The organism is Methanoregula boonei 6A8, from assembly GCF_000017625.1.
Lineage (GTDB): Archaea > Halobacteriota > Methanomicrobia > Methanomicrobiales > Methanospirillaceae > Methanoregula > Methanoregula boonei.
This window is the reverse complement of record NC_009712.1, coordinates 1,543,690-1,566,510: the sequence shown is the minus strand read 5'-3', so window position 1 is coordinate 1,566,510 and position 22,821 is coordinate 1,543,690. Positions and strand designations below refer to the sequence as shown.

General features: G+C 50.3%; 11 protein-coding genes. 1 reads left to right on the top strand and 10 read right to left on the bottom strand.

All coding sequences use genetic code 11. The annotated features are described in order from the left end of the window. Positions 1-270: 270 nt before the first annotated feature. Positions 271-2,622 (bottom strand): PAS domain S-box protein, encoded by a 2,352-nt coding sequence (locus MBOO_RS13110; protein ID WP_012107059.1) that lies wholly within the window; start codon positions 2,620-2,622, stop codon positions 271-273. A gap of 389 nt (positions 2,623-3,011) precedes the next feature. Continuing rightward, positions 3,012-5,438: a plasma-membrane proton-efflux P-type ATPase gene (locus MBOO_RS07850; protein ID WP_048068376.1), complete on the bottom strand. Its 2,427-nt coding sequence runs from the start codon at positions 5,436-5,438 to the stop codon at positions 3,012-3,014. Between the two features lie 1,454 nt (positions 5,439-6,892). Between MBOO_RS07850 and MBOO_RS07845 the strand changes: the two genes are divergently transcribed. Then, the gene (locus MBOO_RS07845; RefSeq protein WP_083756195.1) at positions 6,893-8,962 is read left to right on the top strand and encodes a type II/IV secretion system ATPase subunit; all 2,070 of its coding nucleotides are present in this window, start codon (positions 6,893-6,895) and stop codon (positions 8,960-8,962) included. Between the two features lie 895 nt (positions 8,963-9,857). On the opposite strand, the gene MBOO_RS13105 is transcribed toward MBOO_RS07845, so the two are convergent. The 8 genes from MBOO_RS13105 to MBOO_RS07790 all read right to left on the bottom strand — a co-directional run bounded on the left by MBOO_RS13105 (position 9,858) and on the right by MBOO_RS07790 (position 22,810). Then, entirely contained in the window at positions 9,858-11,000 is a 1,143-nt protein-coding gene (locus MBOO_RS13105) for a response regulator (RefSeq protein WP_012107054.1), read from the bottom strand. Between the two features lie 227 nt (positions 11,001-11,227). Next, a complete protein-coding gene (locus tag MBOO_RS07825) occupies positions 11,228-14,989 on the bottom strand; it encodes a PAS domain S-box protein (protein WP_012107053.1) in 3,762 nt (1,253 codons plus the stop codon). Further along, positions 14,986-16,026 (bottom strand): ATP-binding SpoIIE family protein phosphatase, encoded by a 1,041-nt coding sequence (locus tag MBOO_RS07820; protein WP_012107052.1) that lies wholly within the window; start codon positions 16,024-16,026, stop codon positions 14,986-14,988. The genes MBOO_RS07825 and MBOO_RS07820 overlap by 4 nt, the downstream gene beginning before the upstream one ends. Next, positions 16,017-16,340 carry an ATP-binding protein gene (locus tag MBOO_RS07815; RefSeq protein ID WP_198324426.1) on the bottom strand — a complete coding sequence of 108 codons (324 nt, stop codon included), beginning with the start codon at positions 16,338-16,340 and terminating at the stop codon, positions 16,017-16,019. Before MBOO_RS07815 ends, MBOO_RS07820 begins: the two co-directional genes overlap by 10 nt. A gap of 52 nt (positions 16,341-16,392) precedes the next feature. After that, positions 16,393-16,797: an STAS domain-containing protein gene (locus tag MBOO_RS07810; RefSeq protein ID WP_012107050.1), complete on the bottom strand. Its 405-nt coding sequence runs from the start codon at positions 16,795-16,797 to the stop codon at positions 16,393-16,395. A gap of 25 nt (positions 16,798-16,822) precedes the next feature. Then, positions 16,823-17,671 (bottom strand): STAS domain-containing protein, encoded by an 849-nt coding sequence (locus MBOO_RS07805; RefSeq protein ID WP_012107049.1) that lies wholly within the window; start codon positions 17,669-17,671, stop codon positions 16,823-16,825. A gap of 610 nt (positions 17,672-18,281) precedes the next feature. Then, positions 18,282-21,764 (bottom strand): ice-binding family protein, encoded by a 3,483-nt coding sequence (locus MBOO_RS14075; RefSeq protein WP_198324425.1) that lies wholly within the window; start codon positions 21,762-21,764, stop codon positions 18,282-18,284. 665 nt (positions 21,765-22,429) lie between these two features. Beyond that, a complete protein-coding gene (locus MBOO_RS07790) occupies positions 22,430-22,810 on the bottom strand; it encodes a large conductance mechanosensitive channel protein MscL (protein ID WP_232385590.1) in 381 nt (126 codons plus the stop codon). Between the last annotated feature and the right edge of the window lie 11 nt (positions 22,811-22,821).

Sequence of the window (22,821 nt, the reverse complement as noted above, 5' to 3'; positions counted from 1 at the left end):
CACTGGCCGGGGTATTTACCCGTAAATTTTAAAGGATCTTTCCTGAAAAACAGATTTTGAAACACCGGGTGAAATGATACGTCCACCTTCTCCTGACCGTGAATGACAGGAAAAGGGCTAGATCCGTATGCTATTCCTTCACTGGTGCTGGTGCATCTGCGGGAGATGCCCATATTTTTCTCTTGTTGATTATACCAAAACTCCCTTTATTGCACCAGAACCCTACCCGACTCCCTCCCGGTAACCTGATTGGATTGATAATCCGGCCACTTACATCTTCATCGGACCCGCAAACCGAAACGTACCTTCCGGTACCGCGATCTCAAATCGTGCACCCTTGCCCGGAACACCGGTCTCGCTTATGGAAATCCCGGTAATTGACAGAATCTCCCGGGAGAGAAAAAGGCCAAGTCCGGTATTTTTCCCGAAACCGCGTTCGAAAATATGTGATTTGTCTTCCTGTTGTATTCCGACCCCGTTATCCGCAATGACGATCGTAAGCCCGGTGCCGACGGGATGATCCGATATGCTGATACGGGTAACTGCGCCTCCGTGTTGCCGGGCATTATCAAACAGGTTGTAGAACACCTTGACAAGGAGTGGGTCGGCATATATTTCCAAGTGATCCTCGGGAATTTCAAAGGTAATAGAATCGGCTGCCAGCTGCAATGAAGCTGAACGAATAATGTCGGATGCCCGCTGCCATGTGGGAGACCTGACTCCGAGATCCTCATATTCTTTGGTAAATTCGATCTGGCGCAGGATTGTGTCCGCTGCTTTGTATGCCCGGTTGATATTGGCAACTCCTTCAGGTTCTTTAACGGTTTTCCGTGAAAGTTCCAGGGAACCGGAGAGCGCCATCAGCTGGTTCCTGATATCATGGCGGGTGATACTTGATAATAGTTTCAGTTTCCTGCTCGCAAGGGCAAGTGCATCTTCAGCACGTTTCCGTTCAGTGACATTCCGGATGTTGCACTGGATAATCCTCTTATTACCCACAAGGTAAACATTGCTGACAAACTCCACGCTGATAGCATTGCCCTGTTTTGTTTCCAGGGGCAGATCTTCATACCGGATATACCCATCAGTTTTCAGTTTCTCAAACGCATTTTTGGCAAATGATTTGTCTTTGAGAAACCCAAGTTCCCAAAGATGCCTGCCAACGAAATAATCCAGCGGGTATCCCAGCATATCGAGAATAAATTTATTCGCATCGATAATTTCTCCGGTATCGCCGTCAAGGATCAGAATCGCATCCTGTGCCGTTTCAAAGAGGCGGCGGTACCGGATTTCGGATGCCAGCATTTCATCCTGGACCACTTTCCTGTCAGTGATATCCCTGATATTGCACTGGATAATCCTCTTTTCACCTACAAAGTAGACGTTACTGATGAACTCCACCCTTATAGCCCGGCCTTGTTTGATTTCCAGAGGCAGATCATCATTCCTGATATACCCGTCAGTTTTCAGTTTCTCAAACGCGTTTTTTGCAAATGATTTGTCTTTGAGGAACTCCAGTTCCCAGAGACGCCTGCCAACGAAATAATCCCTCGGGTATCCAATCATATCGAGAATGAAAGTATTCGCATCGATAATTTCTCCGGTATCGCCGTCAAGGATCAGGATCGCGTCAGGTGCCGTCTGGAATTGCTGCCGGTACTGGAGTTCTGACTTCTTAAGATTATTTTCAGCGGTGATTCGTAGTTCTTCATGATCAAAAGTTACAAAAGCAAACGAGATGTCCTCTGCCTGTTCATTGAGGAGCCGGATGATCTGGTCATTAAAAAATCCCGGTTCAGAAGCATAGAATGTGATCACACCGGCATTTCTGGTATCAAGTGCAAAGGGGAATGCTGCAAGTGAACGGTAGCCCCGCTCAAGTGCCCCTTTGCGCCACGATGCAATAGTGGGATCGTTTTCTATATCATTACAGACATTGAAAGTTCTCGTTTGGAATGCAGTTCCGGTCGGGCCTCTCCCGGTGGGTGTGTCATCGATCGATAGGGAAATCGTATCAAGGTAATGGTCAATATAACCAGATGTCGCAATGGGTTCGATGAGATGGTTTTCAGCATTGAGGAGCCCTACCCAAGCCATCTTAAAACCCCCGGAATCCACAGCAATCCGGCAAATCTCATTCAGAAGTTCCTTTTTATCATGAATACGGACGATTGCCTTGTTTGTCGCGGAAAGAACCGTATAGAGCCTGTTGAGGACATTGAGTTGGACATCAGCCCGACGGTGTTCGAAGGTTACCTTAATTTTGTGCGTCAAATCGGCAAACTGCGATATTGGATCCCCCCCTTTCTGGATATACGCGTCAGCACCGTTTTCAAAGGCCTCAATCGCGATCTCTTCCCTGCCCTCACCGGTAAACAAAATGAACGGGATATGTTTGTCAGTCGCCCGGACCTGTTTTAAAAATTCTATGCCATCCATTTCCGGCATCTGGTAATCGGAGACAATGGCCTGGATTCCATTGGATTTTAACCGGGTAAGGGCAACCCGGGCAGATGATGCGGTGGTTACGGTAAATTCTTTTGTCTGCTCAAGGTACAATTTGCCAATATCACAGAGTACGGACTCATCGTCTACATAGAGAACTGATATCGTAAGGACCAACCACAGGGAATCTGTTTTTCATGAAGAATCACCGGCTACGAGCAATAAATATTTCGTCTGGAATCAAAAAATGGAAACTGATCTTGTACTGCCTCGATGGAATGTAACCAACTGATATGCAATAGGGGTTTTCTTTAAAATAATAAATCCAAAAAGCGCTCCCTTCATGCCGGTCTGGTCATGATCCGGATATCCTGTATCTGGCAATCCGTCGTCATTTAAGGTTCTATTTTTTTGGATGACTGATTTTGGGAACTGAATTTCTCATGAACCGGAAGCACAAAATTTTCTTGCACCTGCCACTCATGCAGGTTCAGCCGGTATTCTCCTGAAGTTTCCTCCCATAATTATCTGATATTTACGGGGGATAATTTGGGGAAGTACTGATATTACACCATGGAATATCCCGGTGCTGCGCATTTTGGATGTGCAACGGTAATCCTGTTATTTAACCAAACCTTGAGGATATCGGCTATTACAAAGAACGCGATAGACATGGCAACGATCCAGAGGATCACCGGAAGGCTTATGCTGTCCATGAATATGCCATAGTACGCGAAGACGATTCCCGCCAGTACTCCACCCAGGGATGCAGCTATGACTGCAATGCTTGGCATGGATTTGAAGGCCCATCCCCGCTCCCTGACATTGAATATGGTCACTTTGTCTGATATATTGAGCATCAGGAACGCTGCAGTTGCGAGCCCGGATACAGACAACCCGAAAACGCCCAGGCCAACCGGCACTAAAAGCAGCGCCTGTATGGTGAGCAGTCCTCCCAGCAGGGCTGCCATGGGCATGATGTATTTCATATCCCAGAAATCCGGATTTTTTGAAAATCCGACGTTGTCCGTAGATATCGACAGGTTGACTATATCATTTGTGAACGTGAGCAGTATCAGGAGGAACGCGGTAATCGGGATAAATCCGTATACGACGAATATTATGGTGATAAACGCCAGTTGCTGGATAACTTTTGCTAACTTTACAATGGTGTAGATGAGCATCCTCTCGAATATCCTGCGGCTTTCTTTTACGGCATCTACAATCACCTCGATTCCGTTTTTTGTCAGCACAAGGTCGGCAGCGCTCTTTGCAACATCGGTCGCACTCTCTACGGCGATCCCCACATCTGCCTGTTTTAACGCTGGGGCATCGTTAACGCCATCTCCCGTCATTCCTACGATAAAGCCATGATCCTGCATCGCTTTTACAATCGTATATTTATCCTTTGGATAAATTCCTGAAAACCCATCCGCATCTGTTATGGTTTTTACCAGATTGTCATCCTTATCGAAGTCTCCTGAATGTATGTCCACGATATTGGTGCCTAAGCCGACCTCACGTGCTATCTGTACTGCAACAGCCCTGTTGTCCCCGGTTATCATCTTTATGGAAATACCGAGATCGTGGAGTTTCTCGATCAGTTTTCCGGAATCCGGACGAGGCCGGTCATAGAGTGCAATCACACCAACAATTTCCCATTTCCCTGCATTTTTTGCAACAGCAATTGTCCGATACCCTTTCAGGGCAAAACCCGTCACTTTTTCGTTTAATGTCTGAGTCTGAACAGCACTGATTCCGCATAATACGGAGATTATGTTTGCCGCCCCTTTTGCGACAGAATATGTTTCATCTCCACCCTGTACCTGCGCCTCTGTCATCTTTGTCGAAGAATCAAAAGGGACGAATGATAACTGTGAACCTGATTTGACATGGAGTGTTTTTGCGTATTCCAGTATGGCGGTGTCTATCGGATCTTTGTTCTCATCGCTTGACGCCTCTGCAGCATATCTTATGACTTCTGCTGGCCCTGTTCCAAAGCCAAAAACCGCGGCTACTTTTATCCTGTTCTCAGTTATTGTCCCGGTCTTATCCATGCATAAAAGATCCATGGTTGCGGTCCCTTCTATGGCAGAAAGTTTTGTAACCAGTATCGATTTCTTCGAAAGCTTTTCCGCCCCGAATGCAAGTGATACCGTGAATGATGCGGGGAGTGCCATGGGGACTGACGAGATGAATACCACTAACAGGAATACGATGAGCGCGGGAAGTGCCATATGCAGAAATCCATAGCAGTAGATGAAAAGGAGGGTTATGATGACCAGGTCTGCGGCGACAAGGTACTTTACTATGTTGAGTATTTCTGACTGAAGATGGGACTTGGGTTTTGCGGTCTCCACCAGTTTTGCCGTTTTTCCATAGAGTGTCTGGTATCCGGTCAGAATTACGACGCAGGTTGCCTCCCCCTTTTGTAATACCGTGCCGCTATATACCAGGTCTCCGGCAGATCGTGACACCGGCAGGGATTCCCCGGTCACTGCTGACTGGTCAATACCGAGATTATCTCCTGTAATCACTTTTGCGTCTGCGGGAATGATGTCCCCGGGCCGTACCCGTATTATGTCTCCGGGGACGAGCATTTTTGAGTGCACCACGTTCCATGATCCGGAACGGTATACGCGTGAATTTGTTGACAGCCTCTGTTTCAGGAGAGTTATTGATGTATCCGCTTTGTCCTCCATCGCAAAGCTTACTATCGCATTGAAAACCAGGAGGGCGGTTATGATGTACAGGTCAGCCCAGTTGTTGAGGCAGTATAACAGCCCCATTATTATCCAAAGAAGCGCAGGGATGGGGCCGTAGAATTTACTGATAAATTTCAGGATCCTGCTTTTTTTCTTTTCTGCAATCTCGTTAAACCCACAAATGGCAAGCCTTGAAGCCGCTTCAACATCTGTCAATCCGTCTGCACGTGATTTAAGCGAGTTTAAAACCTCTCCTGTGCTGCATTCCTTGAACGGATCCTGATCCATAATCGCGTGTCTCATGGGGATGGAGCAGGGAAATTCCCTGAACTCTTTGTGGCGGGTTTGCAGGTTTTTAAAACTGCAATGAGTGATCTGACGTATTCTTACGCCAGGGCTTACCTTACGATTATGTCTATAAACTCATGGGATTTTAAAACAAGAGGGATTGTTCCAAATTTCAGAACGATGTTAACCGGGAAATTTTTCCCTGAAATTAAAGGATTTGTGGGAAAACCGACCACCGGACCATAGGTCCAGGATATCTAAAAAGTATTTCTCCCCGGTATATCATGGTATACCCATTAATGGTCCGGGAGGACAATTGAGGGGAGACAGGGAAGCCGGTCTCTGCCCGGAATGGCACTGGTGTACACGGCGCAAAATCCAATCGGTTCAGCACTTCTACAATTGTTAGTCCGGACCAAATACAACCTGATTCTGATACGTGAGAGGTTGATCCCCGATGTGAACCCTATTGGAAAATTCTCTCCAGATCCGTTACATACCAGAATCAACGCACAACATCACTTGTCGCGGATATGGTCGGGATTGCAATATGATACTGACAGGTAAGGGAATCACCGGCCATTCTTATAAATTTCCTGCATACGAGGAATCCGGGAATATGCATCGTCTCTTGAATCACCATATACTATAAATGAAGTCACCCACTTGTCGTTGACTGCATTATGGTCGGTTACGTTTAGATTATCAGTCATTTTGGTTTTCAACTCCGATATCCGGTGAGATTTTATTCCCTGTCCGAACTTATCACCATCCCGCGGGACAACGGATAAACCTGCTCTGGTGTTGCAAAATTTGGTTTTGATAAGCTAAAGACTGGCTGATATTTTTTTATACGGTAAAAATTGATCTCCTATATCGTACGTATCGAACTACCGTATTCTTGGAACCCTGGCTAAACGTGAGAGACGCACTGAAAACTCCCATAAACCGGACATCCCGGGGCAGAAGACCCCGTATTTTGTCTGGGGGAAGAAAAGGGCGAAGTTTTGTTGAGAAATTCACAGATGAGCGTCCGGGCCCGGTGAAACGACCAGAAGGACACCCGGCAGCAGTGCCGGTTGTGCCTGCGGCAGTGGTGATGACTGAACTGACGGCAAGCCTGTAACAGCTTCGTTTTTGCCTGCGTACCGGTACGGAGAAACGTATCCCTGCAATTGATCCCCATGGCCTCCCGGGATTCCCGAAGTCAGGTCATCTCCAGAAGAGGGGTTTTCATGATCCTGACCTTGGTGATCGGGATATCCCGTTTCCCGTGTTCTCATACGTGAACGGTCGCTAACCTTTTCCCTTCATGAGAAATTCTCTGTCAACCGTCAGATTATCAAAAGCAAATTTTGCAACAACAGGACAGGTATATTCGTTGTCCTGTCAGATAGTGACCTGCTCGGATAGAGGTTGAACAATACTAATACCGGACAGACACGAGGATTTTCATGTTGAAATCACAGGATGCTGTGGCTCACGACGAGATAAGCACCCTTCTTAAAAAAATCCATGGGATACAGACGCCGGAAGATGGAACAGCCGGCCCGGCTGCCTCACCCCGACCGGAACCTGTGGTCGAGAGTATTGAAGATGATACCCTAACCTCCTTATATTCCCGGGAAAAAACCGCAATAACAAAAGAGGTATCCAAAAAGACGTCTGCCGATACGGTTCCTGGTGATACCGATGAGCGGATCATCTCTGTTGACCAGATCTTCGATCTCCCGGATCTTATCCTCCCAAAAGGTGCAACATTCCGGATCGATGAGATCAAACTTCATGGCAGCTTTAACGCCTTTGAGCGCTCCGGGATCGGAATCCTGCCCGGGGAGGTTGCAGATATATGGAAGCGGGAATTTTCAAACGCAGGGTTCAGGGATCTCGAAACAAAACAGTTCCCTGAACAGGAAACGTCAAAAAAATCTTCGGCAAAGAAATCCGGACTGGCAGCACTTTTCAGCAGCGTCCTGCATTCCGCAACTGTGGACTATGATCCCAGATTACATGGCCCCCTTGTAGATCTCTCATTTGAACCAAGACCCGGCATTGAAGAGATGGAGATGTATCCCATCAATGCCCCCTATGCATATGTCCGCGTCATCTATGATCACTCAACGCATGAATACACGTACCAGATGATAGAACCCGTTCTTTCCGCATCCGAAAAAGATCAGTTAGTGGAATTAAAAGAACGCCTCTCAGACACTCTCGATATCAACACCAATGATGTTTCCAAAGAGGAGGCGCAGCGCCTGTTCAGGAAGTCTGTGGATGATATCCTGGCAGATTTCGGGATCAGGCTCAGCCCGGTCGAGCGTGAGAAGATCCTCTATAACCTGCACAAGGATTTTCTGGGTGATGGCCAGATCGATGCGATCATGCATGACAAGTACATCGAGGATATTTCCTGCGATGGTGTCAATGTTCCCTTATTTGCATTCCATGCCGGTTACGAATCGATGCAGACTACGCTGATGTACCATAATGCCGAGGAACTCGATTCATTTGTCACGAAACTTGCCCAGCGTTCCGGCAAGTACATCTCCATTGCGGAACCCATCCTCGATGCGACCATGGGCGATGGTTCCCGTATCCAGATGACCCTTGGGCAGGAGGTAACCGCTCACGGCTCAACATTTACCATCCGCAAGTTCAAGGATGAGCCGATCACCCCGGTAGATCTTATCGAATGGCACACGTTTTCCCCGCTTTCGGTTGCCTATATCTGGCTTGCCGTCGAGAATGGCAAATCCGCTCTTTTCGCCGGGGGAACCGCATCCGGTAAGACCACAGCATTAAACGCGATCTCTCTTTTTATTCCCCCGATGGCAAAGATCGTCAGCCTTGAAGACACACGGGAATTGAAGCTTCCCCACCCCAACTGGATCCCGAGTATAACGCGGGAGTCGTTTGATATGAAAGGACGCGGAGAGATCAACATGTACGAACTCCTGCGTGCGGCCATGCGGCAGCGACCTGAGTATATTGTTGTAGGGGAAGTCCGTGGCAAGGAATGCCAGACGCTCTTCCAGGCGATGAGCACCGGCCATGTCACGTACTCTACGATCCACGCGGACTCGGTGTCAAGCATCGTCCACCGCATCGAGAACCCGCCCATGGATGTGCCACGGAATATGTTCTCGGCACTCGATTTTGTCTGCATCCAAGTGCAGGTCCAGATGGGAGGCAAACGTATCCGTCGGAATAAGCGGATCGTTGAGATCATCGGGATCGACCCACGGACAAACGAACTGATCACAAACGAGGTTTTCAAATGGCGGTCGGCAACCGATGAAATTACCTATTCGGGGAAGTCCTACATCCTTGAAGAGATCATGGAGGCCCGTGGCTGGAACGAGAACCAGATGCGGGAGGAACTCAAGCGCCGGCAGGAAGTGCTGGAGTGGATGCGCATCAAAAAGATCCGGAATTACAAGGAGGTCGCCAAGCTCCTCATCTCCTATTACCGTGAACCCGACGCCATTATAGAACGCGTAAGGAAGGACCTGTATGAGTAACTTCGAACGGGTCTGCGTCAATCCCCCTGGCAGGTGGATAAAGGCACGGCGGGAACAGTACTCCCGGCTGAGGAGCAACCTCCTGTCGGCCCCGCGGAAGGTTCATGAAACCGTTACTTTTCTTATTCACCCTGAAGACCGGTCCATGGCAGATTGGGACCCGGAACTTTGGGTCCCAAAAATCCTGGATCACAGCACTCCGGAACATCGGCAGGATATGCATTTAATCGATAATCCCGTGAACTGCATTTCCGAAGATGACCCTCACCGGTGAGATATTTTAGTGCTTGTGACCGTGAATCCTCTTGCGTTTTTTTTCGAATTTGTATTATGAACTATATGCACACTACATGCGCATGGAAGATTTTCGGTCGGGATATGCACGGGGGGGATGCCTGCTAAATGCAGTAAGGTCTCGTCCGGAGGACTCCGGTATCCCCCAGAATGGATAAAATCAAGTTCATCAAAGACCTAAAAAATTTTCCCAAGCGGGCAGAACCGCAGGTCAGCAAAACGGGCATTCATTATGGCACTCTGCACCGGTGAGTGTCAAAATGCAGACAATGGTGCCAATCTTTTCGTGACAATCTTCCATGCCCATGCAACGATGGTTTTTAACGACGGTTTTTCCTGCACCGGTCATATTTTTCCGGTCAGGGAATTTCTTAAAAAAAAGTATTTCGCTTTCCCAAAGCGGCGTGCTCGATTTTTAGGAAAGAACCCCTGGTATTCTGTACCTGTCAGGATCATTCAGGTCAGCCGGGTTATGATCAGGACCTGGGATTTCCTGCAGTCCGGGTGCATTTTTAGTTCCCTCTTTGTGAGGTGGGGTTATTGGGGAGAGACGATCTCCTGGACAGGGGGCACAAAATAATCGTGTACCTGCTCATCCCGCTCACTGCTTGCCGTAAAATTCCTGCCGGAGCACAAAGACCCGGTTTTTTAGCAGGTTTTCTTCAAATACCGGGGAACCCTTGATGAGAAATGACAGGTTCATCCCGTATTTGTTCCGTGCAACGAATTTACCCGTCCAGACTGATTTCTGATCGTCCAGGAATACTTCGCGGTTCAGGGCAAACAGGTTCTCTTGTGCCGCAAGAGTGCTCAGGTGTTTTCCCTCCACCTCCTGCAGGGTATACACAAATCGTGTGTTAAACGCTGCATTCACGTACGTAATCATACCCCGGTGATTGGTGACAATGACCGGGTCATCCATGCTGTCCAGCGCTGCGGTAAGCGCTGTGAGCCGGTTCCTCTCTGCAACAAGCTGATCGTTTGCTGCCTTCAACTGCTGCTCCGCACCTTTCAGGAAGGTAATATTTGTGCAGAATATCGCAATGGACTGCACAGCGCCACGGGAATCCCGGACAGGAATAATCGCATTATCATATACGGTTCCCTTCTGTTCTTCTTCAAATCGGCTCTCCTTTCCGGATGCGGCCTGCTGGACCGCCTCCCTGAGGCGCGTGGTGATGTAGCCTCCGGGCACAAGATCCATAAACGGGGTTCCGGTGAGTTGTCCGGGGGTTTTTCCTGCCGTTTTTGCAACTTCATTGTTTACTGCCCTGATGAGACCCTGACGGTCAATGAGAATGAGCGGATTTGAGGTTGCGTTGATGAGGGTGTTGATCGTTGCATCGTGATCCTTCAACTGCTTCTCCAGTACAGAATTGTAAAGCGCGATCTCGATGGCAGTCTGGATCTGTCGCTCATTAAACGGTTTTAAGATGTAGCCGGAGGGGTTGGTTTTTTTCGCCCGGTCAATAATTGCCTGCGTGGCAAAAGCTGTGACATAGATGAGGGGGATACCCCATCGCGAGCGGATCTCCCCGCCGGCTGTTATCCCATCCATCGCACTGGCAAGGTTGATATCCATGAGGACAAGGTCGGGGCGGTGTTCATCTGCAAGGGCAATCGCATTCTCCCCGGTCTCTGCGATGCCGGGTACCTCGTATCCGAATCCCATCAGCATCTCCTTTAAATCTTCTGCAACCAATGATTCGTCCTCAACAATGAGGATCCTGATTTTTTCTGTCATAGTTCACTCCCTCCTGTTTATTGGATTTTTACTCCCCTGGCACAGAATACCAGTGTTCGTTTCCCTCCCGCGGATCTCATATCCCGCCGTACCTCGGTCTTTACTGCAGTAAGGACCATCTGGGCAACACCGGTGGAAGGAACCTGCTCCGGGACAGATCTCGGTCCGTTCTCTTATGTCCATCAAATCCCGGATCGTTTTCCGGAAGTACCGGATCATTGTCATGGTCACATCCTGCCCGTGGTTTCTGCCGGTTTGGGGACCGTGAGGACAAACTTCGCCTCATCCGGATGGTCAATTGTCTCGGTGCTGTGGATCTGGCGGGTGAGCGTGTTTACCGGCGGTCCAGTTCTTTGGATTTCTGCGGGTTTGGGAATTACAAACACAAACTTTGTACCCCCGGTCCGATCGATCACAACCGTACCGTGGATCTGGCCGGTGAGTGTTTTGACAAGCCGGAGTCCCAGTGACGTCTGGTTCTCCAGCGTGATGCCTTCAGGCATTCCGACACCATTATCTGCAACAATAAGCGTAAGGGCGCGATCATTCTCAGTAGCCGTGATAGAGAGTTTCCCGTCTTTCCTGCCTTTAAATGCATACTTTAAACTGTTCGTGATCAGTTCGTTTATGATGAGGCCCAGGGGAATTGCGGTATTGATATCTACGTAAATATCAGGGAGATTCAGGTCGAACCGGACAATTTCGTTTGCGTTTCCGTACGACTGCGAGAGCTGCATTCCCAGTGAATGGATATAATTTTTCAGGTCGATACGCGAGAAATCTTTGCCCTTGTAGAGGTGTTCGTGGACAAGTGCCATAGAGAGCACCCGGGACTGGCAGTCTTTTAAGACTTCAATGGTTTTGGGATCGTCTATCTTACGGATCTGCAGGTTAAGGAGGCTCGAAATGATCTGGAGGTTGTTCTTGACCCGGTGGTGGATCTCCCGAAGCAGGGTCTCTTTCTCGGCTAGCGACGCTTCGACCAGATCGGTCATCTTCTTCCTTTCCGTAACATCTCGTGCCGATGCATAGATGAGGTTTCCTGCAGAGAACAACCGCCATTCTATCCAGCGGTACGTCTGGTTCCTGTGGCGATACCGGTTCGTGAATTGGAGGACTTTTTTACCTGCACTCAGTTCGGACATTGCACCAAGAAACACCTCCATATCGTCAGGGTGGACAAAATCAAAGAGCCGTTTCCCCTCCAGCTCGGCAGGACTGTACCCGAGAGCCGTTTCCCACTCCTTATTCGGGCGTCGGAAATGCCCGTCCGCGTCTGCGATGCAGAGCAGATCGAGGGTATTGGTAAAGTACCCGTCAATTTCCTCATTTTTTTGGCGCAGTGCCTCTTCTGCGAGCTTGCGCTTGGTAATATCCCGGATATTGCACTGGATGACCTTCTTGTTGTTCACCTCGTAGACGTTACTGATGAACTCCACGGCAATTCTTTGCCCATCGGCAGTTTCGAGGGGCATGTCTTCGTAACTGATATATTCTTTCCGCTGCAGTTCTTCGAAATTGTCTTTGTTGGCAACGATATCCTTGAACGTCCCGATCTCCCAGATTTTCTTACCCAGGAACTGTTCGCGCGAGAAACCCAGCATGTTGATTAAAAAGGGATTTACCTCAACGATCTGGCCGGACTCTGCATCGAGGATGAGAATGCCATCCTGTGCAGTCTCAAAAAGACGTCGGTACCGGACCTCGGAAGCAATTTTTGCTTCTTCTGCGAGCTTGCGGTCGGTACTATCCCGGATATTGCACTGGATGACCTTCTTGTTGTTCACCTCATAGACGTTACTGATAAACTCCACTGCTATATGCCGCCCGTCGGCAGTTTCAAGGGGCATATCCTCATACCGGATATATTCTTTCCGCTGCAGTTCTCCGAAATTGTCTTTGTTTGCAACGATATCCTTGAACGTCCCGATCTCCCAGATTTTCTTACCCAGGAACTGTTCGCGCGAGAAACCTAGCATGTTGATTAAAAAGGGATTTACCTCAACGATCTGGCCGGACTCTGCATCGAGGATGAGGATGCCATCCTGCGCCGCCTCAAAAAGCCGCCGGTACCGCATCTCGGAAGCAATTTTTGCTTCTTCTGCGAGCTTGCGGTCGGTATTATCCCTGATATTGCACTGGATGACCTTCTTGTTGTTCACCTCGTAGACGTTACTGACAAACTCCACGGCGATCCTTTGCCCATCGGAGGTTTCAAGGGGCATATCCTCATACCGGATATATTCTTTCCGCTGCAGTTCTCCGAAATTGTCTTTGTTGGCAACGATATCCTTGAACGTCCCGATCTCCCAGATTTTCTTACCCAAGAACTGTTCGCGCGAGAAACCCAGCATGTTGATTAAAAAGGGATTTACCTCGACGATCTGGCCGGACTCTGCATCAAGGATGAGGATGCCATCCTGCGCCGCTTCAAAAAGCCGCCGGTACCGCATCTCGGAAGCATGCATTGCATCTTCTGCCCGTTTGCGCTGGGTGATATCATGGGCAATGGTGGACACACCGATCAGACGATTTTGTGCATCCCTGATCTGAGATGCAGTAAGGGTGATATCGATCAGCTCGCCGTCTTTCCTCCTGCGCCGGGTTTCGTAGCGGATGACCGGTTCACCGTTCCTGATCCGTTCAAGAATCAATACGGTGTCGTTTGGGTGATCCGGCGACTCCAGCAGCGAAATTTCCTTGCCAACCATCTCCTGTACAGAATACCCGTAGATCCGCTCGGCTCCGGCGTTCCAAGATGTGACGATCCCGTCAAGTGTTTTGCTAATGATTGCATCTTCAGAGTACTCCACAATGGCGGCGAGACGGGCCCGCTCCTCGTCTGCAAGCCTGCGATCCGTGATATCAGTGCAGGAACCCACCATCCTGTACGCATTGCCCTGACTGTCCAGCATGGCAATTCCCCGGTCAGTCCAATACCGGATCTTCCCGTCTTTTTGTACAACCCGGTACTCCGTTGCATAAGGAGCCCGGGTCTTTACATGGCGATCTAAGAGTGCCATGACCCTGTCCCGGTCATCAGGATAGATACTCTTCTTCCACGAATCGAAAGTCCGGGGAAACTCAAGAGGGGCATACCCGAGCAGCTCATCGATCCGACCATACCATTCCATCCTGCCATCGGGAATGGACCGGTCCCAGATCACGTCGCTGATGCTCTGGGCACTGATACGGAACCGCTCCTCGCTCACCGACAACTCCCTGTCCCGGTCTGCAAGTTCTTCAAACTGTGCGTGCAGTTCTTTCTGGGTAGTTACCAAGTTATCATTGGCCTTACTAAGATCATTCGTCCGTTCTTGTACGCGGATCTCAAGCTCGTCACGTAATGTTTTTAATGCAGCGGCCTTGTCATCCAGTTCCACGTACAATGCTACGACGCCCCGGTTGGTTTCTTCGAGCTCCCTGTTGACCTGGGCCAGATCTTCCTGCCGCAGGTGCAGTTCTTCCAGAATATCAGTAATATCCTGATTCCGGATCTGGATCTCATCGAATCCGTTGAGGGTGAGATTCTTTGCCAGCATGTCAGTGATCCACAAGATGAGATCCGGAGTGACCGGAGGGGCGGTAAGTGGAAGATTCTTACCCAGAAAAACCGTGGTACCATCGTTACGAGTGTCGATGAAAAACTGGTCCATTAAACGTTTTGAAACAATGATGCCCAGCCTTTTCCCTTGTCCCGGGGTAAACCGGCCATTGAGGATCTCCTCAAGCCGGGAAATACCCCTGCCATGATCCCGGGCCGTGATAGAAAAGACCGTGGGGACCTTGCCATTATCGATGCAGAACTCAATTTCACCCCCGTTGGCATACTGAAACATGTTTCTTGAAATCTCGGACACAGCTGTGCTGATTCGGGTCTGATCGCTCTTGGAAAACCCGAGTTGTTCTGCGATAATGCGTGCCTGGAACCGGGCAGAGACCACGTCCTGTTCATTCCGCACTTCCCTGTGGCTGATCAAGGTGCTCATGAAGTCTCCCCGACGAGTTTTACGGCAAGGACCGTCACATCATCCGTTCCCCGCGTATGATCCCGGTACAGAACACCGGCAATGAGTGCCGGGTGCTTTCGCTCGAGTCCCGGGTAATCCTCAAGATCCCACTGCATGGTGAGCCCATCGGAGTACATAATCAGGAGAGCCTCCGTTACCCAGGGATACGAGAACTCACTGAATTGCCTGATCTGGTCACCTACAGTTCCGCTCAGAGAAACCATTTTATTGGTAACATGACCGGTGATGATCCGGCCGGAAATATTGCCGGCGCCTGTATACGTGACCCTGCCTCGCTCCTCATCGATAGCGGCAATCGCCGCGACACCCCCTCGGGTGTTCCTGAGTGCAGCGTGGAGATTCCTGAGTATTTCCACCGGTTCACCCGCCGGGTTCTTCCGGAAGACCCTGATGGCTTCGACCTGAACTTTCGAGGCTTCCGGTCCATGACCCAGTCCGTCGATAACAAGGATTACCGTTCTGTTCTCCGACCGGATCACCTCCCATCCGTCGCCGCAGGGTTCATCCGGCACGAGTGGAAGACAAACAACGCCGACCTCGGGTCGGGTTGAGCACAGGGGGTGCGGTGGATCGGACACTGGTTCAGGAGATCTGGTTTCGATCCGGGAGAGGACGGCCGTCCCCTTCTCCGGGATGGAATAGAGATCAAACAGGGAAGAGAGACGGCGGACTGCCATAAGGCCGGTCTCCTTACCAGCAGTGGCAGGATATTTGCCCCGCAGGCTTCCGCCGATATCTGTGATCCCCATGCCCCGGTCAAGCGCGAGGCACTCGATTCCGGAAACATCTCCTTCGGTACAGGAGCGAATAAGAAGTTCTCCCGAACCGGCATGTTTGACGAGGTTTGTAGCGAGTTCCGTCACGATGAGGGAAACGTTACCGGAAAGGACCTCACTGAATCCCTTTGTCTTGCAGAAATTCATCGCTGTCTGCCGGGCTTCGACAATACCGCTCATCTCCCCAATATGGATGCACTTCATCCCGTTCATCGCCATCGCGTCACCGTTACCTGTGTGCCCTTGTCCGGTTCTGACCAGATCTTAAACTCGTTGACCAGCCGTTTTGAACCGCTAAGCCCGAGCCCGAGCCCGAAACCCGTGGTAAATCCGTCCTGCAATGCCCGTTCTATATCCTTAATGCCCGGGCCATGGTCGAGAAAGACCAGCCTGATGCCGATTCGTCCGGCATCGGCAAGGGGTTCAATATGCATCGTACCCCCTTTCCCATAGTCAACGGTGTTCCGTGCCAGTTCGCTTGCTGCAGTCACCATCTTGGTCTGGTCAATAAGGCTGAACCCCTGATCAATCATACAGGTGCGGACTCTCTGTCGGGCCCTGATGATGTCCTCACCTGTCTTGAGTTCAAGGGTTTCTGGTTCCCAAAGACTCATGATGGATACCTTTCTCTGAATTTTCCATGGCACGCTTGAGATTCTCGACACCCTTTTCGACATTTAAAGCTGTCTGGATATTTTCCATAGGGAGTCCGAGTTCCACGATCGTGATCGCGACCGCCGGGCGCATACCCACAACAACGGTTTGGGCCCCTAAAGCTTGGCTCATCGCTGCTATGTATCCCAGCATCCTTCCTATGAATGAGTCGACAATGTCGAGGGACGAGATGTCGATGAGGACGCCCTTGGCGTGGTCTTTGACGATCCGGGCTGTGAGGTCATCCTGGAGACTGACAGCGAGCCGGTCATGCATGTCAACCTGAATCGTGACCAGTAAAATATCGCCTATTTTCAGAATGGGTATCTTGTCCATGATCTCACCCGCATTTTAACAACCCTCAGGTAACGGTTATCCCGGCCTGCTGGAATGCATATTTCAGGGCATCGGCAAGGGACGACTTTGTGACCACATCGCCAAATGCCACGCCGAGATGTACCATCGTCTGGGCGATCTGCGGGCGGATCCCGGAGATGATGCAGTGTGCACCCATGAGCCGTGCCGCAGAGACAGTCTTTATCAGGTTCTGGGCAACAAGTGTGTCAACCTCCGGGACACCGGTAATGTCGATGATGGCAATAGAGCTGTTCGTATCCACGATATTCTGGAGCAGGTTCTCCATTACGACCTGCGTCCGCGAATCGTCCAGCGTGCCGATCAGAGGAAGGACAAGAATTCCTTCCCAGATTTTAATGACCGGTGTCGAGAGTTCCAGGAGTTCTCGTTGCTGCCGCCGGATGATATCCTCCCTGCTCTTCTGGTAGGTTTCGGCAGTAAAAAGTCCCAGTTTGTCCAAAAGGACCGTTGCAATCCAGATCTCTTCTGCCAGTGCCGATGCATTGGTCCCTAGTTCTGACTTCATGCGTGCAAAGACCGGCTGTTTTAAGGAGAAGATAAAGGTCGCCGTCTCCTGGGTGGTAAAACCCTGCGCCGCCCGGGTCTTTGAGGTGGCCGCAAGAAAATCAAGCACTGGTTTCCATTCTGGCGTGGTCATATCTGTGACATTCCCGCTGCGGCTTGCGGCGATCATCAGACCCATAAGTTCTGCGGACTGCGTGCGGAGTTCGGCTTCAGTGAGAAGGTCTTTTCGGTACGTGATCGAAGCAATCTGTTCACGCATCCAGTCCTCAAGGATCTCCTGTTCGTTATTCGTGAAGATATCAATCAATTTGCTTTTTTGTTTTACCATAGTTTTTAGTCTCCCAAATACCCGTCATTTTCTTTATACGCTGCTTACACCCGGATGCGGGATTGAAATGGTACAGATAAATACTGTAATTGCATCCGGTGAACGCTATCTGTTCGTTTCAGCACTATCAGAAGAGGGTGAAATAAAGTGACTTGATACTTTCCAATTTTTGTAATATAATCCGGAGAACAGGATCTCCCGGAGAAAAGTCAGTATCAGAGTGGTTTTTTCGGGGGATAGTTCAACGATTCTTTCGAAAAAGCGTTTTTGCTGAATTCGCGGCAGATGTGGATCCGCCTGCATCCAGGATCTTTCTGATCTGCAAAAAAATCCCGAAAACAGATCATTTTTCTCGTGATCATTTTTTCACAAACAGGAGGGTATTAAATGCCCTGTGAAGACTCCGGCAGAGCCGGTTTTTCATAAGGTGTAGAAATTAACGCTTGAAAAATAAGTGGGATTAAATCTGTCTGCGGGGGATGATCTGGCACCACCTTTTTTTTTATTCATCGTGGTTTGACAGACTCCCTTCCCCGGTCTTCAGGTACTCTTCCTTTGAGATCATTTAAGTTTACGGACAGTTGTAATACCCATTTATCATCGCGTTGGATCAATTCACCGTGTTTGCGTCCAGGGTAACTGCAGTCTGTGCCAGTGCTCGACCGTGTAATACTGCGCCGGTCTTTCCCACAATTGCAGTCTGATCCAGGATGTTTCCGTTGAATGTCGATCCTGTCCCAAGTGTTGTCTGGCCGCCAACTACCCAGTAGACGTTCTGTGCCTGTGCACCGCCACTAAGGACAACGTGCTGACCAGAGCTGATATCGAGATTTTGTGCAATCTCGAAGATCCAGATGCCATTCGGGCTGCCTGAGAGGGTGACATCTGTAGGGATGGTCACGCTGGTGCTCCATTTGTAGACTCCGGGGGTTATGGTCATCCCGCCGATATTTCCTGCGCCCAGTTCTGTTACATCGGGAGCGCGGCCGGCTGCGTCAGTGTATGCGGCTTCCATGTCGCTTACCGCGCTCGTCATGGTGGCCGGAGTTGGCGGCACATAGTCGGCTGCATATACCTTCCCGTTAACCAGAGACGATGTTGAAAACTGGTTCGAAGGATCCATGACAAGTCCAAACCCGGTTATGTATGTTGCTGCAGCCGGGCTCACACCGACATTCCCTACAATTGACGTGGTTCCTGTGGTTGAGATCCCTGATTTTGTCAGGATAATGAAGTTACCCGCCGTTCCAAGGTTCACCGCAGTTGTTGAGACGCTGTTGCTGGGGGGTGATGCCATGCCCGATGCCGGGCTGGTCACTGTGTTTGCGTCCAGGGTAACTGCAGTCTGTGCCAGTGCTCTGCCGTTTAAGGTTGCACCGGTGTTCAGTACTATTGCAGTCTGATCCAGGATATTGCCGTTGAATACCGATCCTGTTCCAAGAGTTGTCTGACCGGCAACCACCCAGTAGACGTTCTGTGCCTGTGCACCTCCACTAAGTACAATATGCTGACCAGAGCTGACATCAAGATTTTGTGCAATCTCGAAGATCCAGATGCTATTCTGGCTGCCTGAGAGGGTGACATCGGTGGGGATGGTCACGCTGGTGCTCCATTTGTAGACTCCGGGGGCGAGGGTCAGCCCGCCGATATTTCCGGCAGCCAGTTCTGTTACATCGGGAGTACGGCCGGCTGCATCAGTGTATGCCGCCTGCATGTCGCTTACCGCAGTCGTCATAGTAGCGGGAGTTGGAGACACATAATCGGCTGCATATACCTTCCCGTTAACCAGAGACGATGTCGAAAACTGGTTCGAAGGATCCATGACGAGACCAAATCCCGTCATTCCGGTTGCAGCGATTGGACTCACACCAATATTTCCGACAATTGATGTGGTTCCGGTGGTTGAGACTCCTGATTTTGTCAGGATGACGAAGTTGCCGGCCGTTCCAAGATTCACTGCTGTTGCAGAGCCGCCGTTTGTGGGAGCCACCGTTGCTAAGGGGTCACTCACTATGTTTGCATTCAGGGTAACCGCGGTCTGCGCCAGTGCCCTGCCATTTAATGTTGCACCGGTGTTCAGGATGATTGCCGTCTGGTCCAGGATATTGCCATTGAATGCCGATCCTGTTCCAAGTGTTGTCTGGCCGGCGACCACCCAGTAGACGTTCTTTGCCTGTGCACCGCCACTGAGGATCACGTGCTGACCTGAACTGACATCAAGATTTTGTGCAATCTCGAAGATCCATACGTCATTTGAGTTTCCCGCGAGGGTAACATCGGTGGGGATAGTCACGCCGGTACTCCATTTGTAGACCCCGGGGGCGAGCGTCATCCCGCCGATATTTCCAGCGCCCAGTTCTGTTACACCGGGAGCACGGCCGGCTGCATCAGTGTATGCTGCCTGCATGTCGCTTACCGCGGTAGTCATGGTAGCCGGAGTTGGCGGCACATAATCAGCTGCATATACCTTTCCGACAACCAGGGACGATGTCGAAAACTGGTTGGAGGGATCCGCCACGAGACCAAACCCGGTTATGTATGTTGCTGCAGCCGGGCTCACCCCAACGTTCCCGATAATTGTCGTAGTTCCGGTGGTTGAGATTCCTGATTTTGTCAGGATAACAAAACTGCCTGCTGTTCCAAGGTTCACTGCTGTTGCAGAGCCGCTGTTGCTGGGGGGTGATGCCATGCCCGATGCCGGGCTGGTCACTGTGTTTGCGTCCAGGGTAACCGCGGTCTGCGCCAGTGCCCTGCCATTTAATGTTGCACCGGTGTTCAGGATGATTGCCGTCTGGTCCAGGATATTGCCATTGAATGCCGATCCTGTTCCAAGTGTTGTCTGGCCGGCGACCACCCAGTAGACGTTCTTTGCCTGTGCACCGCCACTGAGGATCACGTGCTGACCTGAACTGACATCAAGATTTTGTGCAATCTCGAAGATCCATACGTCATTTGAGTTTCCCGCGAGGGTAACATCGGTGGGGATAGTCACGCCGGTACTCCATTTGTAGACCCCGGGGGCGAGCGTCATCCCGCCGATATTTCCAGCGCCCAGTTCTGTTACACCGGGAGCACGGCCGGCTGCATCAGTGTATGCTGCCTGCATGTCGCTTACCGCGGTAGTCATGGTAGCCGGAGTTGGCGGCGCATAGTCGGCTGCATATACCTTTCCGACAACCAGGGACGATGTCGAAAACTGGTTGGAGGGATCCGCGACGAGGCCAAACCCGGTTATGTATGTCGCTGCAGCCGGGCTCACTCCAACGTTCCCGACAATTGAAGTGGTTCCGGTAGTTGAAATTCCTGTTTTTGTCAGGATAACGAAGTTGCCGGCCGTTCCAAGATTTACGGCTGTTGTTGAGCCGCTGTTGCTGGGGGGTGATGCCATGCCCGATGCCGGGCTGGTCACCGTGTTTGCATCCAGGGTGACCGCGGTCTGTGCCAGTGCCCTGCCATTTAAGGTTGCACCGGAGTTTATAACAGTCGCTGTTTTACTCAGGATATTCCCGTTGAATACCGATCCTGTACCGAGTGTCGCCTGGCTGCCTACAATCCAGTAGATGTTTTTAGCCTGTGCTCCGCCACTAAGGATAATGTGCTTGCCAGAGCTGATGTCCAGCCCCTGTGCTATCTGGAAGATCCAGACATCATTGGGGCCACCCGCGAGGGTGACATCCGTGGGGACAGTCACGACAGTACTCCATTTGTAGACACCGGGAGTGAGCGTCATCCCGCCGATATTTCCGGCGCCAAGTTCGGTAACCCCGGGTGACCAGGTAAGCGCATCCGTATACGCTGCCTCCATGTCACTTATAGCAGCATTCAGGGTAGCCGGTGTAGCACCAGCATAGTCCGCTGCATATACCTTTCCATTAACTAGGGACGATGTTGAAAACTGGTTTGAGGGATCCATGACAAGGCCAAAGCCCGTTATGGCCGTCGCATTGATTGGACTTACGCCAACATCTCCAACGATTGACGTAGTTCCTGTGGTTGAGATTCCGGATTCTGATAGAATCACATAATTACCGGCCGTTCCGAGATTCACATTTGCTGAAGATCCCATCACGCCGGGGATTATCACGGCTGTCATCAGGACGAGCAACGCAATACTGAATACAAGGGAGAAACGAGTTTCTCCACTTTTTTTCAAACTTGACATTTTAACCTCCTTGATAATCAGCCTAGTAGCGGGCCCGGGTGATAGGATCTGTGCCAGAATGCAGATTTTGGAACAAAATTTGACACGATATACCCGCGTTGTTTTTTAGGAAAGAGGGGATTTTGTTGCCTTGAGATCGGCTGTGAACGAGATCACCGGGCACGGGTTTGCAAACGGAGATTCCCTGTCCTGTCCCCAGAAGGAACCCCTGGAAATGTGGCCCGGACTGCTTTTTAAACGTTCAATGGTGTTATCAGATTTTCGTTCTCGAAAAATCAGACAACCTCATAAGTCATACGCATAAGGATAACGTTGGCCCGATCGTCCAAATGCAAACTATCTGCCGAAATGATCGCAAGCGATCTCTCCCATCCACGGGAACGATCCCCTGAAGTAATGCCTGAATATGGCGATACGGATTGTGCGTCCCTTTTTTCCTGTGATCATGAAAGTGAGGGTTGAAATTATTGGATCCCGTATTGTTCCCGAATGGTTTTCCCCCGAGAGCACAGAGGGCCGGGCGCTCTTTATTCGCTGTGATGAGTACAAGCCCGGGAGTGAAAACAGGATCTGCCCCTGTTTTTAAAAAGGGAAGATCAGACTTTTTTTGACATGTCTGCCTTCATGATATATTTCACGAGCGTGAACACCACCAGGGCAATGATAATGAAATTGATCATGGCACCGACAAAGTCACCTGCCATGAAATTGATGGGTCCGATCGGGAGAATTGCAGTCTGCCAGTTCTCGCCAGGGAGAATGACGCCAATTACCGGCATGACGATGTCCTTTACAAGCGATGTGACCAGAGCCGTTGCTGCGGTCCCGATGATAAAAGCGACAGCAAGACCGATAACCTGGTTTTTTTTCAGGAACTCAACGAATTCTTCTTCGAAACCCCGGGCGTCTTTGCCCAGTTTCATCACGTCTTCCCTGAGTTCTTCCTCTGCATCTTTGGTATTCTTTACGTCCATCATGCACCTCCTGC